The following is a 14672-nucleotide window of genomic DNA, read 5'->3' as shown; positions in this document are numbered from 1 at the left end:
CTCTGGCACCCATGCGCCTATGACGCAGCGATGATACCAACCGTCCTCCAAGTCGCCCTTGGCGGTGCAATCGGCGCCGCAGCCCGCTACGGCGTTGGCGTGGCCATGTTCCGTCCGCAGGGCGGGTTTCCGACAGGCGTGCTGGCGGTCAATATCCTTGGCTCGTTCTTGATGGGCTTAGCCGTCGTCTATCTGGGGCAAAAATTGCTTAGCCACTGCAACCCGTTCCTGATGACCGGTATCTTGGGTGGTTTCACAACATTCTCCGCGTTCTCGCTTGAGGCGTATTTGCTATTTGAACGCGGTGAGGTTGGCCAAGCTGCCACTTATGTCGCGTTATCCGTCATCCTATCCATCACCGCACTGGTGCTGGGAATTTTCATCATGCGAGGAGTGCTGGTATGAGCCGCGTTCAAAACTTGACAGTCGGCCTCGATGAGGGCGACCAACGCCTTGATCGCTGGATCAAACGCCGCTTTGCCCACTTACAGCAGGGCGGCATCGAAAAGATGTGCCGCAAGGGCGAAATCCGTGTCGATGGGGGGCGGGTAAAGACCAACACACGCGTCGAAGTAGGCCAAAAAATTCGGATTCCACCGCTGCCGGATGCGAACGAAGTGGATGAGCGTCCGCGCGATATGACGAAGGCTGACATCCAATTGATTCAAGGCTGTGTGATTTACAAAGACGATCACGTGATTGCGCTGAACAAACCCGCTGGTCTGCCAACGCAGGGCGGGAGTAAACAGCTGCGCCATGTTGATGGCATGGCCGAGGCGTTGCGGTTCGGCTATGATGAAAAGCCCCGTCTTGTGCACCGCCTCGACAAAGACACATCAGGCGTGTTGATCCTTGCGCGCACCCGCATGGCGGCAAAATCTCTGACTGACGCATTCCGCCACCGCAACACCGAAAAAATCTATTGGGCGTTGGTTGCAGGCGTTCCAATCCCGAAATTGGGATCGGTGAAATATGGGCTGGTTAAGCAGGGTGGCCATGGTGGAAAAGGCGACAATGAGCGGATGAAATGCGTTCATCCCAAGGATGTCGATAAAACATTCGGCGCAAAACGCGCTTTAACAAACTACACTGTGCTGACATCGCTGGCGGATCGCACCGCGTGGGTCGCGTTGACCCCTGTGACGGGCCGCACACACCAGCTGCGCGCGCACATGGCCGAAATCGGTCACCCGATTGTTGGCGATGGCAAATATGGCGCACAGGCGGTGCAGGATAACCCCGGCGACGGATGGGGTGCTGGCATGGGCGAAGAGATCGGCCGAAAGCTGCATCTTCACGCGCGATCCTTGCGTATCGAACACCCTGAGACCGGCAAAGAGCTGTGGATCAAGGCATCGCTTCCGCCACATATGGGAAAGACATGGAGCTTCTTTGGCTGGGAAGAAAAGCACGCTCCTGATGATCCTTTTGAGGGACTGCTATGAGCGCCAATAATGAGTAATTGGGTCGCAAAACGATTCTGGACTGATGTAACAGTGATCGAGACGGACGGCGGCTTTGCTGTTCAGCTCGACTCCCGCCTAGTGAAAACCCCTGCGAAAGCCGCGCTCGTTTTACCGACACGCGCCATGGCGGATGCAGTAGCAGGTGAATGGCGTTTGGTGGTTGAAAAGATTGACCCCAACGTAATGCCGGTCACACGCTCTGCGAATGCCGCGATCGATAAGGTCGCAATACAATTTAGCGAAGTCGCGGCAATGCTGGCCGCCTATGGTGGCAGCGATCTGCTATGTTACCGCGCCGAAAATCCCGAGGGACTGGTGCAGCGTCAGAGTGATGGCTGGGATCCGTTGCTGGACTGGGCACATGACACATTTGGAGCGCGGCTGATCCAAACCGCAGGAATCATGCCAATTGATCAAAACAAAACTGACCTAAATGTTCTTACTGCGCCGATTTTTGCGGCAACCCCTTTTGAATTGGCGGCTTTTCACGACTTAATCGCGATGTCTGGATCTTTAGTGATCGCACTTGGGGTGACACGAGGTCGGCTTGCACCAAAGGAGGCTTGGGCGTTGTCGCGTATTGATGAAACGTGGCAGGCGGAAAGATGGGGTGCGGACGATGACGCGGCGCGAGTTGCTGAAATAAAACGTACAGCATTTGTGCATGCGGCTGATTTCTACCAAATGGCAACTGGTAGCGCTCACAGGTGAATCGACCGCAAAATCGCATTGCATTGCTCGAAGTTCCCTACGATTTTCTTGGTTTCAGGTGTGGGGCCCCTTGACCTCTGTGAGTGAATCCTCGCACTCTCACTAAGTTGCGCAGGTCTACCTGCTAATTAACGCCCCTGTCTGACTGGACAGAACTAAAACCCTGTGACTCACGCAGGGAAACTCAGGAAGGTATAATATGAAAAATTCAGTACTCCTCGGCGCTCTGACCATTGCTGGTCTCGCTGCTGGCGCTGCTGCTGCTGGCACGCTTGACGACGTCAAAGCGCGTGGCACATTGAACTGCGGCGTGACCACTGGTCTTGTTGGTTTTGCTGCACCCGACGCCAATGGCGTTTGGGAAGGCTTTGACGTTGGCGTTTGCCGCGCACTTGCTGCGGCTGTGCTTGGTGACCCGATGGCTGTGGAATTCGTTCCAACAACTGGCCAGACACGTTTCACTGCACTTGCATCCGGCGAGATCGATTTCCTCGCACGGAACACAACGTGGACTTTCTCACGCGACGTCGACCTCAAGTTCGAATTCACTGGCATCAACTACTACGACGGCCAAGGCTTTATGGTTCCACGTGAATTGGGTGTGTCATCCGCCAAAGATCTCGATGGCGCGACTGTCTGCATTCAGACTGGTACAACAACAGAGTTGAACTTGGCGGACTACTTCCGTTCAAACAACATCTCTTATGAGCCAGTGCCGATCGAAACCAACGCCGAAGGCCAGCAGCAGTACCTTGCTGGTGCATGTGACACGTACACGACAGATGCATCCGGTTTGGCTGCTACACGTGCAACGTTCGAAAATCCTGGCGACCACGTTCTGCTGCCGGAAATCATCTCCAAAGAGCCACTTGGTCCACTTGTTCGCCACGGCGACAACGAATGGGCTGACGTTGCACGTTGGACGTTGAATGCACTGATCGCTGCTGAAGAGCTTGGCGTGACATCTGCAAACATCGCAGAACTGGCCAATGGCACCGACAACCCAGAGATCAACCGTCTCTTGGGTACCGAAGGTGAACTCGGCGCGATGCTCGGCCTTGAGGCTGACTGGGCGAAGAACGCTATCATGGCAGGCGGCAACTACGGTGAGTTGTTTGAGAAGAACATCGGTGAGAACACACCGATCGGTCTTGCACGTGGCCTGAACGCCATGTGGACCGAAGGTGGTCTGATCTACTCCCCACCATTCCGCTAAATACAACTTAGCAAAGGGCGCGATCTTTGGATCGCGCCCTTTCGCATACGACCAAGACGATAAGATCGAATTATAAGAAGCCTGATGACACGTGCAGCCGGACCAACCGGCGCTCAGATGACCAGGGCTAGGGAGTTCACGGATGACAACGCTCACCGATCCACCGAAAGTCGGTTTTCAGCTTAGCCAGCTTATCTATGACACCCGATATCGTTCGATTACTATTCAGGTGATTGCGACTATCCTGTTGATCGCGGGCATTTATTGGCTTGTGAACAACACGATCCAGAACCTCGCGGCATTGGGCAAGGATTTTGACTTCGGGTTTCTGACGCAGCCTGCGGGCTACGACATCAACCAACGGCTGGTCGAGTATTCCTCCCAGTCCACCCACGGACGTGCTGCATTTGTTGGCATTTTGAACACTCTCCTTGTGGCCTTTCTCGGGTGCGTTTTGGCCACGGTCCTTGGCGTTACAGCCGGTGTGCTGCGCCTGTCAAATAACTGGGTCGTGAGCCGCCTGATGGCAGTTTATGTTGAAGGCTTCCGCAACGTGCCGTTGCTGCTGTGGATCATTGCAATCATGGCGCTGATGACCGAAGGCATGTCGCGCATCCGAGAGTTCAGGGTCGGTGGTGACGCCAGTATGATCCTCAATGACAGCGTTGCCGTCACTAACCGTGGCGTCTACATTCCTGGTATCATATTAGAAAACGGCTTTTTGGCCTCGTCAGCGATGAACTGGCTTATTTTACTGGTGATCTTAGTGGTCAGCCTGATCGTTATTCGCGGGGTTCGTAAGCGTTCGGATGCTGTGCAAGAAGACACCGGCGTGCGCCCAAACACATGGTATCAACAACTTGCCATTCTGATCATTCCGGTCGGATTGGTTATGGTTTTGATGGGGGCAGAACTTCAGTATCCTGAACTGAGGGGCTTCAATTTTTCAGACGGCATCCACTTGCGGAACTCGTTGATCGCGCTTTGGCTGGCTCTGTCGCTTTATACTGGCGCCTTCATCGCAGAGATCGTGCGTGCTGGTATCCTTGCGATTTCAAAGGGCCAATCAGAAGCGGCGTTCGCGTTGGGTCTGCGCCCCAATCGTACAACAAACCTTGTGATTTTACCGCAGGCGATGCGGGTAATCATCCCGCCACTGATTTCGCAATATCTCAACCTTACCAAGAACTCCTCGCTCGCGATTGCTGTGGGATACATGGACGTACGTTCCACGCTGGGTGGCATCACGATCAACCAGACCGGAAGAGAGCTGGAGGGCATGCTGCTGCTTGGCGCTTTCTACCTCCTGGTCAGTCTTGCGATTTCTGGGGCTATGAACGTCTACAACAACCGCACTCAGTTGCAGGAGCGTTGAAATGAGCGAAACTCACGCGCAAACCGTAAGCTATGTTCGCGACAAAATGATTGACGAGCAGGCGCCGCCAATCGCTGAAACTGGCGTCATCAAATGGGTCCGTGAAAACCTGTTTTCTGGCTGGCTCAACATCCTTCTCACCGTGCTATCGCTATTTGTCGTCTATCTTGCGCTGTCACTGGTCCTGCCATGGGCCTTTGGCGGTGTGTGGAATGCAGGCTCTCTTACTGAATGTCGCGAAGTGCTGTTTTCGTTCTACAAAAGCAGTCACGGGGGCGCATGCTGGGCGGTCATCGAAGACCGTTGGTTGCAGATCATGTTCGGTTTCTATCCGCCCGAACTGTACTGGCGTCCGGTTCTCGCGTTTGCGCTGTTCTTTGTCGCGCTCGCACCGGTTTTGTTCGCTGAAAAAGTGCCTGGCCAAATGATCTGGTTCTCGTTTGCCTACCCGTTCATTGCCACCTGGTTGATTTGGGGTGGGTCGTTCTGGGCACCATTCCTGGCCGCGATGGGCTTTATAGTCGGTGTTCTCGCACACAAAGCATTGGGCAAAATCACGGGTCCCATCGTTGCGAACCTTGGTGCTGTTGTCGCTGCATTGTTGTGGTGGGCTGCTATCATGGGCCCGATCAACGACGGATTGAATAAAATGATCGGCTCTGGCCGACTCGAAAGTGCGATCGCGACGTTGCAAGAAGCTGCAGTTCGCCTTCCGGCAGAAGTTGCGGCAATGGAAGCAATTTCTGAAGAACAAGCGTCTGGAATCGCTGAAGCAGTGGAAGTCAAAAATGGCCTGCTTCAGTCCATGGATGAAATCCGCATCGAAGAATTTGCCATTGAGGCGCAAATCGAAACAAAAGAAGTCGCCCTACGTCAGCTTGTTGGTGCGGAAGAAAGCCTCGATGATTTAGCAGCGATCCTGAACGATTGGGACGGCAGTCCAACCGCTGCAAGTGATGCATCCGAGGCCGACGTATCCAAGGCGCAAGACGCCACAGATCGGGCCTCTGGTCTTATTCAGGACGTGTCAGATCTTATAGGTGATGCGATTGGTGACATCGAAAATGACACAGTGGATCCAAGTGTTGTCGTCACTGACTTGGTCGCGACCGCTGCTGCTGAGGATCCGTCGATCCTGGCGGATGTTGATGCCTTGGTGACGAAGTCCACGTTGATTGAACCATTGGTGACGCTGCAAGAACGCGCGACTGGTATTACGACGCAATCGTCAATGGACGAAATTGGTGTGTTGCGCGCGGACATTATGACCGTAATCGCCAGCTTCGACGCTGACATCACAACGCTCAAAGACATTCAGGGCAAAATTATCGCGTCGAATGTGGAAGATCTTGTTTCACCGCAGGCGGCACTGCTCAGCCAAATGAAAGTCCTTGCAGGGCTGCGCGATGACGCGACAGTGGTCGCGCAGGACACGTTCCGCGTGTCTTCCACCCAATCCAGTGGTCGTCGTTTCTTATCATCGTTGACTTCGTTGCTTGACCAAGAAGTGTCGCTTCCTGAATTGCGCGAACAGACCGCCGCTCTGCTGGATGCACTTCCACGCAACCAGCGCGGCATGATCGCTGTCAGTCAATTGCCCGACGATGCGAGCAACGAAAAACGGGCAGCATTGAACAGCTACCTTGATGCGAAAAGTGACGAATTGAACATTCAGGCTACGATCTCGGGCACCTACGCCGAGCTCGGCCGTGTGGGTTTACGTCCTGTCGACAGCCGCCAGATTGGTGGTTTCATGTTGGCGCTTATCATCGGTATCGCGGGCATCGTTTTGTCGCTGCCATTGGGTATCCTGCTGGCGCTTGGTCGTCAGTCGAACCTGTTCATTGTTAAAAAAATCTGTGTGACATTCATCGAAGTGATCCGTGGGGTTCCACTGATTGTTTGGCTTTTCACCGGTTCACTGTTGTTGAACTACTTCCTGCCTCCTGGCACGAACTTCGACTTGTTGCTGCGCGTTATCATCATGGTGACGTTGTTTGCGGCCGCCTACATCGCGGAAGTTATCCGTGGTGGTCTCGCAGCGTTGGCAACCGGCCAGTACGAAGGTGCCGATTCATTGGGTCTGTCCTATTGGCAGTCCATGCAGTTGATCGTGCTGCCGCAGGCGATGAAAATCTCCATTCCGGGCATTGTAAACACATTTATCGGCCTCTTCAAAGACACTGTACTGGTGGTATTTATTGGCCTGTCTGACCCCATTGGATTTTCGAACTTGATCCGTGCCGACACGGATTGGAACGGCATCTACTGGGAGCTCTTCGTCTTCATTGGCGCGCTGTTCTTCCTCTTCTGCTTCAGCATGGGCCGATATTCCCTATACCTCGAGAAAAAGCTTCAACGTGAGCACCGTTAAGGAGACCATCAATGTCTGACACAACAACAGGACGCGAAGTCAATCGTGAAGCGATGAAGGTCTCTGACGAGGTCGCCATTTCGATCACGGACATGAATAAGTGGTTCGGTACGTTCCACGTTCTTCGCGACATCAATCTCACGGTGAACCGTGGCGAACGCATCGTGGTCTGTGGACCTTCTGGTTCTGGCAAATCCACGCTGATCCGCTGCATCAACCGTCTGGAAGAACACCAAGCGGGCACTATTCTTGTCGATGGAACTGAGCTGTCATCGGACCTAAAAAACATCGATAAAATCCGCTCAGAGGTTGGCATGTGCTTTCAGCACTTCAACTTGTTCCCCCATCTGACGATCCTCGAAAACTGTACGCTGGCCCCGATTTGGGTGCGTAAAACGCCCAAACGCGAAGCCGAAGAAACGGCGATGCATTTCCTCGAAAAGGTGAAAATCCCTGAGCAAGCTAACAAATATCCTGGTCAGTTGTCCGGTGGTCAACAGCAGCGTGTGGCAATTGCGCGGTCCCTGTGCATGAAGCCGCGCATCATGTTGTTTGATGAGCCGACATCAGCTCTCGATCCCGAGATGATCAAAGAAGTTCTTGATACGATGATCGAACTGGCCGAAGAGGGTATGACGATGATCTGCGTGACCCACGAAATGGGCTTTGCCCGTCAAGTCGCGAACCGCGTTATATTTATGGATGCGGGTCAGATCGTTGAACAGAACGAGCCTGAAGAATTCTTCAACAATCCGAAGTCAGAGCGGACACAGCTGTTCCTCAGCCAGATCCTAGGCCACTAAATACGTCTATTGATTTAGGTCCTTCGGGACGACGAAATCTATCACTTGGCCGGAGCGGGACACTGCTTCGGCCCAGTCGTTTGTGGGGAAGTCACACACCAAGGTCGCGCAGGTTGGGTAGTCTAAAAATCGCGGATGATTGGGTGCCTTATTTACCAAGTCTTCCGCAAAGAACGCGATTCCGGGGTTGTGCGCGACAAGCGCGACCACGTCCCCCTTAGCTTTGCGCAAGACGTTCCATAGCGCGGGGGCGGACCCATTATACATCTTACCTATGCGGTGGATCGTAGGCGCTGCTCCCATCGCTGCGACGATACGCTCTGTAGTCTCAATCGTGCGCGCCGCATCACTGCAATAGACTGTATCAGGGCAATCGCCGCGCATCTTCAGGTAGTTGCCCAACGCCGTCGCTGATGATCGTCCCCGGTCGTTAAGCGTGCGAGAATGGTCATCAAACGGGGCGTCCCAGCTCGATTTTGCGTGGCGGATCAGGATCAAACGCTTGGTCATTCGATGATAAAGGCTTTCATATGAAATGCAGTTTGCGCTGGGACGCGCCCGTAGGATTGGCTCACGGGACATGCCATACGCACGCGGCAACCCGCACGACATACTGCATCGGTTTCGTTATGGGCCTTGCAGCTTGGCACATCATAGCCCGTGGAGGAAAGCGCCGATACGGGGCAGGCGGTTAGGCAGGGCTGATCTGCGCAAGTGTCACAAGGCTTTGAGGATGGTGTTGGCAAGTCAATACGATGGTCAAACCGCAAAGCGCCGCGATATGACACGAGCAGGCCCGCATCCCTATGAACGAGCAATCCGACAGGGCTTTGCCAAGTTTCACCGCTGCGCAGTGCCCAGGCAATAAAGGGATGATATGGCCGCCCACCGAACGGGAAAAGCGCTTGCGATCTGGTGGATTCAGCAAGTGACGTAATGGTTGCATGGGACCAGTTGTCCAATGGATCAGTGCCGCCGAATTCGGGTCGCTGGGTCACATAGGCCCAAAACCCCGGCTCCAATGGGCCGAACAGGATTGTGGTTGTTTCAGCTTCATGAAATCCCCCAAGCGGGGTCAAATGCAACAGTTTAGCCGCCGCTGCAATGTCGTCTAGCGTCACTTTGCAACCCGGATGATTGAACCAGCACCATGTTCGGTGAAAAGTTCTAACAGGCAAGCGTTTGGCGCGCGTCCGTCCAAGATTACAGCCGCCCGCACACCGCCTGCAAGTGCGGCCAGACAGGTTTGCGTTTTCGGGATCATTCCACCTGCGATCACACCGGACGCTGTAAGGTCAGCGATTTGTTCTGGGGTCAATTCGGTCAGAACATTGCCATCCCCATCTTTCACACCAGACACATCCGTCAACAATAACAAACGATCCGCCGTCAATGCCGACGCAATCGCGCCCGCTACTGTGTCGCCGTTCACGTTCAATGTTTCCCCGTTCCGCCCAGCACCAAGCGGCGCGATTACTGGTATGGTATTGGCGTCAAACAATGTTTTCAGAATTTGTGTATCAATCTCGGCTGGTGTTCCGACCAGCCCCAGTTCTGGCGCATCTTGATCGCAGATCATCAGGTTCGCGTCTTTGCCCGACAGCCCGACGGCGCGGCCACCTTGACGGTTGATCGCGTTGACGATCCACTTGTTCACCCGACCCGACAGCACCATTTCCACGACCTCAACAGTCGCTTTGTCGGTCACACGTTTGCCGTCCAGAAATTCCGACTTAATATCGAGCTTGCCAAGCAGTTCGTTGATCATCGGCCCGCCACCGTGGACAATGACAGGGTTCACGCCAACCTGCTGCATCAGCACCACATCGCGGGCAAAATTGTCCATCTCTTCGTCCGATGACATTGCATGGCCGCCCAGTTTAATGACGACAATCGCATCATTGTAGCGTTGCAGATAGGGCAGCGCCGCGCTGAGTGTGGCGGCGGTGGCGATCCAATCGCGGTTCATGTCTTGCTTTCTCATCAAGGCGTCCTTTGCGGGTCAGTCTATCCCTGCAATGATTGCGCGCAATGTTTCAATGCCGTCGCCCTTTTCGGACGATGTGATCACCATTTCAGGATATGCAGAGGCAAATTTGGACAGTTTTGCGCGAACTTGTACCAAAACTGCGTCCAGATCACCCTTTTTCAGCTTGTCGGTTTTTGTCATCACGCATTGGAACGTCACCGCTGCACTGCTAAGCAGAGCCATAATTTCTTCATCTACGGCTTTGATACCATGGCGTGCATCAACCAGCACGAATGCACGGCGCAGAGTCACACGGCCGCGCAAATAGTTTTTCAACAAACGTTGCCATTTTTCAACGACAGGAACGGGCGCGTTCGCGTAACCGTATCCGGGCAGGTCGACAAGGTAGTGGCTGTCGCCAGCGGTGAAGTAGTTGATTTCTTGCGTGCGGCCAGGGGTGTTTGAGGCCCGCGCAAGGCCTTTTCGGCCGGTCAGTGCATTGATAAGGCTGGACTTGCCAACATTGGACCGCCCCGCAAAACACACCTCGGGCCTGTCCGGATCGGGCAAGCCATCCATCGCGACAACGCCTTTGACGAAATCGTTTTCGCCCGCAAACATCTTGCGGCCCGCCTCGCGGGTAATGTCATCGGGGTCTTCTGCCGCAAGAAACGGGAGTTGCATCTAAAGCACCTGTGTTTGGTCGCCGAGGGCGACATGGCCATCTTTTGTCACCACGGCATAAACGCCGAAATGCTGGTGGCCGAATGTGTTTTTCAAAGCGCCAAGTGTGTCCGCGTCGCGCACGCCCGTCACCGGATTGGCCGCCGTTAACATACATCGCACGCACGGTTCACGAATTTCAAGTTCAGCCTCGCCAATGCGGATCGTTTGACCCATCCACTCAAGTTCGGTCCACGCATCAACTCCGTCGAGCCAGATATTACCCCGCCAGCGTTCCATTTCCAACGGGTGACCAATCACCGCTTCAACGGCCATATGGCTGGCTCGGTTCATAATTGAGACAGACGGAAGTTCGCTATCTGTCATCCCACGATCCGTCGCCTTAACGATGGCTTTGGGTGCTGCGCGATCGGGTGGGCACAAGGGAGCAACCCAATCCAAAAACCCTGTGTCCGTATCGTCAGGGTTGAAAGTAATCTCTCCAAGGTCTTGATGGCGCAGCGTAATCGTCTGAGTTGCGGCATCAAATTCTGCCCAAATTCCCGCCAACCCTGGGGTGCGCGACCCGATCATGAAGTTTCGGCATCGCGCCCACGCGCCGCCATCAAACTTACTATCTTTATGGGTGACGGCCCAATGACGGTCCCACGGTACGCATTTTCCAGCGCTCAGATCCACAGCCGCAAGGGGTTCGCGACCGTGACTTTTTATCGGGTGTCGCCAAAGTTCAGCAACCGTTCCCATCACTCAGGATCCGAATCTTTGCGCCCGGTGATGTTCCCGAACAAGTCAGGCTTGAACCCTTGGCTGCGCATAATGGCATATTGCTGCATGAACGTGATCGTGTTGTTCGCGATCCAATACAGCACGAGGCCACTTGCGAAGCTGCCAAGCATGAACATAAAGACCCAAGGCATCCATGCAAAAATCATCTTCTGCGTTGGGTCCGTGGGTGCTGGGTTTAGCTTTTGCTGCAACCACATGGAAATACCCAAAACGATCGGCATGACGCCAATAAAGACCAGCGCGAGGATCGAATCTGGAGCTGGGGCACCCCATGGCAGCAGGCCAAACAGGTTATAAAGCGTCGATGTATCCGGCGCGCTTAGGTCATTGATCCAGCCGATCCACGGCGCATGTCGCAGCTCGATTGTGACGAAGATCACCTTATACAGAGAGAAGAAGATCGGGATTTGCATCAAGATTGGCAGACAGCCAGATGCAGGGTTCACCTTGTTCTCTTTATAAAGAGACATCATGCCCTTCTGGAGCTTCTCACGGTCGTCGCCCGCTGCTTCTTTGAGCTTCGCCATCTCGGGCTGTAGTTCCCGCATCTTAGCCATTGAAACATAGGATTTGTAGGCCAGCGGGAGCAGAAGTGCCTTTATCACAAAAGTAAGACAAATGATCGACCAACCCATGTTGCCGATCAGCCCGTTGAGCCAATGCAGAACAGCAAAGATTGGTTTAGTCAAAAAGAAGAACCAGCCCCAGTCGATACTATCAAGGAACCGATCGATACCGAGATCGTCTTGATAACTACGAATGACGACCCATTCTTGGGCACCTGCAAAAAACTGGGTTTCTGCTGAAGCTGTGGCGCCAGAGGCGACTGTGGTCAACGGGTAAACAGTTTCGATTTGATAGATATTATTGGCAAACTTGGCCGTAGACCGGAAATCGCGACCTGGCGTGGGGATCAACGCGGTCATCCAGTACTGGTCTGAAAACCCGATCCAACCGTTTTCTTCTACTTCGATGCGGCCTTCGTCTGATGTGAGATCTGGCATATCGCCGTAATTAATTTCTTCCATCGACCCGTCCGACATTCGCACAACGCCCTCGTGCTGAATGAAGAAACCAATCTGGTCAGGTTCGCCGTGACGTGCCACCAAACCGTAAGGGCGCAGAGCAATTTCAGCACCGGTGGAATTTTCAACGGTTTGAGTGACGGTAAACAGGAAATTTTCATCCACAGCGAATGTCTTGCGGAAAGTCAGTCCAGCACCGTTGTCCCAAATGAGAGTTATATCGCTACCGGGTTCCAGCGTATCGCCTGATTCTAGTTGCCATTGCGTCGAAGCGCCGGGGACTTGGTCTGCAGTCGCACCTACGGCAGCAACCCAACCGTTCAAAGCGTAATAGGGCGCTTCGGTACCGATGGGCGACAAAAGCCGCACGAGGTCGGCATCGGAATCCAGCGTTACGCGGTAGTCCTTAAGGGATAGGTCATCAATTCGACCACCTGTCAGGGACAACGATCCGGTCAGATTTTCGCTATCGATCATGATGCGCGGTGCGTCTGCAATCGCATCTTCCGCGGATAGAGGCGGGAGTACGGCGACTTGCGTTGGAACTTGCGCGTCTACACCGAGCGTTGTGCCATCAGTCGACGTGACCTCTGCCGTGGGCGCGGGTTCAGTCACGTCCGGAGGAGGGAACAACACAAACCAGATCAGAATCACGATGAAGCTGAGCGCTGTTGCGAGGATGAGATTTTTGTTCTGGTCGTCCATTTAAGCCGCCTGAAACTGCCATTGAAATATCCAGCAGGTTCAACAGGTCAGGGCCACAAAGGTCAAGCGCTTTTGCCTTATTTCTGCGGACTCTGGGCGGCTTTGTCACATGGAGTGTCTTAGCCTGCGCGTTTAGGGAAGTGGGCGGGCGCATGGGATCGTTGGAAATATGCCGTCGCCCATTCGACAGTTTCTTGCACCGGCATTGGTCGTGCGATCTGAAAACCTTGTACATCGTGACAACCCAAGGCGTGCAGCGCATCCTTTTCGCCACGTGTTTCAACGCCTTCTGCCAAAGTTTGTACACCTAGTCTGTCAGCCATCGTCAGAATTGCCGCGACCATATTGCGTTGCTCGGAATCCGTATCGACACCCGCCACGAAGGAGCGATCAATCTTGATGCGACCGACACTGAACCGTCGAATGTTGGTGATCGACGCATAACCGGTCCCAAAGTCATCCAGATCAATCCCGCAGCCCAGCTCGGCCAACGCCGCAAGATTTCCGATAATGTCATCGCCAGCGTCATCGGCGATGACAGTTTCCAAAACCTCAATAACCAAACGGTGGGGTGCGATATTGCTCACGTCCAAGTGCATTGCGATGCGATCAACTAGGTGTGGGTTCCGAAGTTCGATGGTCGAAAAATTCACACCAATCTGTGGGACATTCAGTCCAGATTTATCCCAAAACGTAAGTGCCTGGAGTGCCTGCTTGATCATCGTATCGCCGAGTTTTTGCATCAACCCCGCCTGTTCCAAGGCAGGCAAGAAATCTGCAGGTGAAATGATCCCACGTTCGGGATGGTGCCAGCGTGTCAGCGCTTCAAACCCTGACAAAGTTCCATCGTCGAGGTTCAGTTGTGGTTGGAAATAGGCAAATATTTCGCCCTGCTCAAACGCACGTTTCGCATCTTTTGTGATTTTTTGCAGTGAAGCCTGGCGTGACAACATAGCCTCCGAAAAGGCGCGCACGGCGTTGGGTGCTTTGCGACGGGCCTCAGACAGCGCTGAGAACGATGCTCGCATGAGCCCTTCTGCAGTAGGACGTTCCAGCATATTTGACGCAGCGAATCCTATCGATGCGGTTAATTGCACAGGTAGTTCGGTCATGAATGGCACATTGGACAGCGCTTGTTGGATACGGGTGCAGGTATTCAGCATAGCTTCGTGTTCATGGGGCGCCTGCGGCGCGAGGGCGGACATAAACCGCGAACCGTCCAGATGAATTGTCACGTCTGCTTCCGTCAGATGTTCTTGGATCACGCATTGCGTGAAAGTCAGTGCACTTTCTAGTGACTCGCGGCCATAAACCTCCTCAAGTTGTTGGTAGTCATCGATTTCGACAATCATGGCGACCGTTGGGTGGCGGATTTCATCGATGAAACGCGACAGGCACCCAACGATGAGACCTCGTTTGTCCTTTGTCATGATAGCTGGAACGTCCGGCTGCTGCCCTGAAGGTAAAATGATCAACAAAATCACGAGTGGCATGAAAATCAGGCTCGCCAAAATACCTGGCAGACCAAGGATCGCAATCGCCACTCCGCAACTCGCTG

The 14672-nt window shown here is 53.9% G+C and carries 13 protein-coding genes and 1 pseudogene; 7 read left to right on the top strand and 7 right to left on the bottom strand.

The genetic code is table 11. From position 1 onward, the window contains the following. Nucleotides 1-30: 30 nt before the first annotated feature. The 7 genes and pseudogenes from crcB to OAN307_RS22020 all read left to right on the top strand — a co-directional run bounded on the left by crcB (nucleotide 31) and on the right by OAN307_RS22020 (nucleotide 7945). On the top strand, nucleotides 31-405 hold the full coding sequence (gene crcB / locus OAN307_RS22050) for a fluoride efflux transporter CrcB (RefSeq protein ID WP_015501672.1): 375 nt from the start codon (nucleotides 31-33) through the stop codon (nucleotides 403-405). Further along, complete coding sequence (locus tag OAN307_RS22045) at nucleotides 402-1445, top strand: RluA family pseudouridine synthase (RefSeq protein ID WP_015501671.1); 1044 nt, start codon at nucleotides 402-404, stop codon at nucleotides 1443-1445. The genes crcB and OAN307_RS22045 overlap by 4 nt, the downstream gene beginning before the upstream one ends. A gap of 9 nt (nucleotides 1446-1454) precedes the next feature. Next, nucleotides 1455-2177, top strand: coding sequence for an ATP12 family chaperone protein (locus OAN307_RS22040; RefSeq protein WP_015501670.1), 723 nt, complete (start codon nucleotides 1455-1457; stop codon nucleotides 2175-2177). Nucleotides 2178-2376: 199 nt separating this feature from the next. Continuing rightward, on the top strand, nucleotides 2377-3393 hold the full coding sequence (locus tag OAN307_RS22035; protein WP_015501669.1) for an amino acid ABC transporter substrate-binding protein: 1017 nt from the start codon (nucleotides 2377-2379) through the stop codon (nucleotides 3391-3393). A 142-nt stretch (nucleotides 3394-3535) separates the two neighbouring features. Then, nucleotides 3536-4768, top strand: coding sequence for an amino acid ABC transporter permease (locus OAN307_RS22030; protein ID WP_015501668.1), 1233 nt, complete (start codon nucleotides 3536-3538; stop codon nucleotides 4766-4768). 1723 nt (nucleotides 4769-6491) lie between these two features. Beyond that, nucleotides 6492-7142, top strand: a pseudogene (locus tag OAN307_RS30490) (amino acid ABC transporter permease); the annotation flags it as partial. Nucleotides 7143-7153: 11 nt separating this feature from the next. Continuing rightward, nucleotides 7154-7945 (top strand): amino acid ABC transporter ATP-binding protein, encoded by a 792-nt coding sequence (locus OAN307_RS22020; protein ID WP_015501666.1) that lies wholly within the window; start codon nucleotides 7154-7156, stop codon nucleotides 7943-7945. A 6-nt stretch (nucleotides 7946-7951) separates the two neighbouring features. On the opposite strand, the gene OAN307_RS22015 is transcribed toward OAN307_RS22020, so the two are convergent. The 7 genes from OAN307_RS22015 to OAN307_RS21985 all read right to left on the bottom strand — a co-directional run bounded on the left by OAN307_RS22015 (nucleotide 7952) and on the right by OAN307_RS21985 (nucleotide 14658). Next, complete coding sequence (locus OAN307_RS22015; RefSeq protein ID WP_015501665.1) at nucleotides 7952-8455, bottom strand: SixA phosphatase family protein; 504 nt, start codon at nucleotides 8453-8455, stop codon at nucleotides 7952-7954. Beyond that, nucleotides 8452-9066 carry a hypothetical protein gene (locus tag OAN307_RS22010; RefSeq protein ID WP_015501664.1) on the bottom strand — a complete coding sequence of 205 codons (615 nt, stop codon included), beginning with the start codon at nucleotides 9064-9066 and terminating at the stop codon, nucleotides 8452-8454. Before OAN307_RS22010 ends, OAN307_RS22015 begins: the two co-directional genes overlap by 4 nt. Continuing rightward, nucleotides 9063-9929 (bottom strand): acetylglutamate kinase, encoded by an 867-nt coding sequence (gene argB / locus OAN307_RS22005; protein WP_083903180.1) that lies wholly within the window; start codon nucleotides 9927-9929, stop codon nucleotides 9063-9065. The genes OAN307_RS22010 and argB overlap by 4 nt, the downstream gene beginning before the upstream one ends. Before the next feature lie 18 nt (nucleotides 9930-9947). After that, nucleotides 9948-10598, bottom strand: coding sequence for a ribosome biogenesis GTP-binding protein YihA/YsxC (gene yihA / locus OAN307_RS22000; RefSeq protein WP_015501662.1), 651 nt, complete (start codon nucleotides 10596-10598; stop codon nucleotides 9948-9950). After that, the gene (locus OAN307_RS21995; RefSeq protein ID WP_015501661.1) at nucleotides 10599-11342 is read right to left on the bottom strand and encodes an MOSC domain-containing protein; all 744 of its coding nucleotides are present in this window, start codon (nucleotides 11340-11342) and stop codon (nucleotides 10599-10601) included. Then, nucleotides 11342-13114, bottom strand: a complete 1773-nt coding sequence (gene yidC, locus OAN307_RS21990; RefSeq protein ID WP_015501660.1) for a membrane protein insertase YidC — start codon at nucleotides 13112-13114, stop codon at nucleotides 11342-11344. The genes OAN307_RS21995 and yidC overlap by 1 nt, the downstream gene beginning before the upstream one ends. Before the next feature lie 119 nt (nucleotides 13115-13233). Continuing rightward, the gene (locus OAN307_RS21985; protein ID WP_187292514.1) at nucleotides 13234-14658 is read right to left on the bottom strand and encodes a bifunctional diguanylate cyclase/phosphodiesterase; all 1425 of its coding nucleotides are present in this window, start codon (nucleotides 14656-14658) and stop codon (nucleotides 13234-13236) included. Nucleotides 14659-14672: the final 14 nt, after the last annotated feature.

The organism is Octadecabacter antarcticus 307 (genome assembly GCF_000155675.2).
Lineage (GTDB): Bacteria > Pseudomonadota > Alphaproteobacteria > Rhodobacterales > Rhodobacteraceae > Octadecabacter > Octadecabacter antarcticus.
Note: the sequence above shows the minus strand (reverse complement) of the source record. Positions and strands in the feature narration are given on the sequence as shown.

Excerpts from the sequence above, each read along its gene's own strand:
- OAN307_RS22035 (WP_015501669.1), top strand. The coding sequence starts at position 2,377 with ATGAAAAATTCAGTACTCCTCGGCGCTCTGACCATTGCTGGTCTCGCT.
- yihA (WP_015501662.1), bottom strand. The coding sequence starts at position 10,598 with ATGCAACTCCCGTTTCTTGCGGCAGAAGACCCCGATGACATTACCCGC.
- OAN307_RS22030 (WP_015501668.1), top strand. The coding sequence starts at position 3,536 with ATGACAACGCTCACCGATCCACCGAAAGTCGGTTTTCAGCTTAGCCAG.
- crcB (WP_015501672.1), top strand. The coding sequence starts at position 31 with ATGATACCAACCGTCCTCCAAGTCGCCCTTGGCGGTGCAATCGGCGCC.
- OAN307_RS22020 (WP_015501666.1), top strand. The coding sequence starts at position 7,154 with ATGTCTGACACAACAACAGGACGCGAAGTCAATCGTGAAGCGATGAAG.
- yidC (WP_015501660.1), bottom strand. The coding sequence starts at position 13,114 with ATGGACGACCAGAACAAAAATCTCATCCTCGCAACAGCGCTCAGCTTC.
- OAN307_RS21995 (WP_015501661.1), bottom strand. The coding sequence starts at position 11,342 with ATGGGAACGGTTGCTGAACTTTGGCGACACCCGATAAAAAGTCACGGT.
- OAN307_RS22045 (WP_015501671.1), top strand. The coding sequence starts at position 402 with ATGAGCCGCGTTCAAAACTTGACAGTCGGCCTCGATGAGGGCGACCAA.
- OAN307_RS22040 (WP_015501670.1), top strand. The coding sequence starts at position 1,455 with ATGAGTAATTGGGTCGCAAAACGATTCTGGACTGATGTAACAGTGATC.
- argB (WP_083903180.1), bottom strand. The coding sequence starts at position 9,929 with ATGAGAAAGCAAGACATGAACCGCGATTGGATCGCCACCGCCGCCACA.
- OAN307_RS22015 (WP_015501665.1), bottom strand. The coding sequence starts at position 8,455 with ATGACCAAGCGTTTGATCCTGATCCGCCACGCAAAATCGAGCTGGGAC.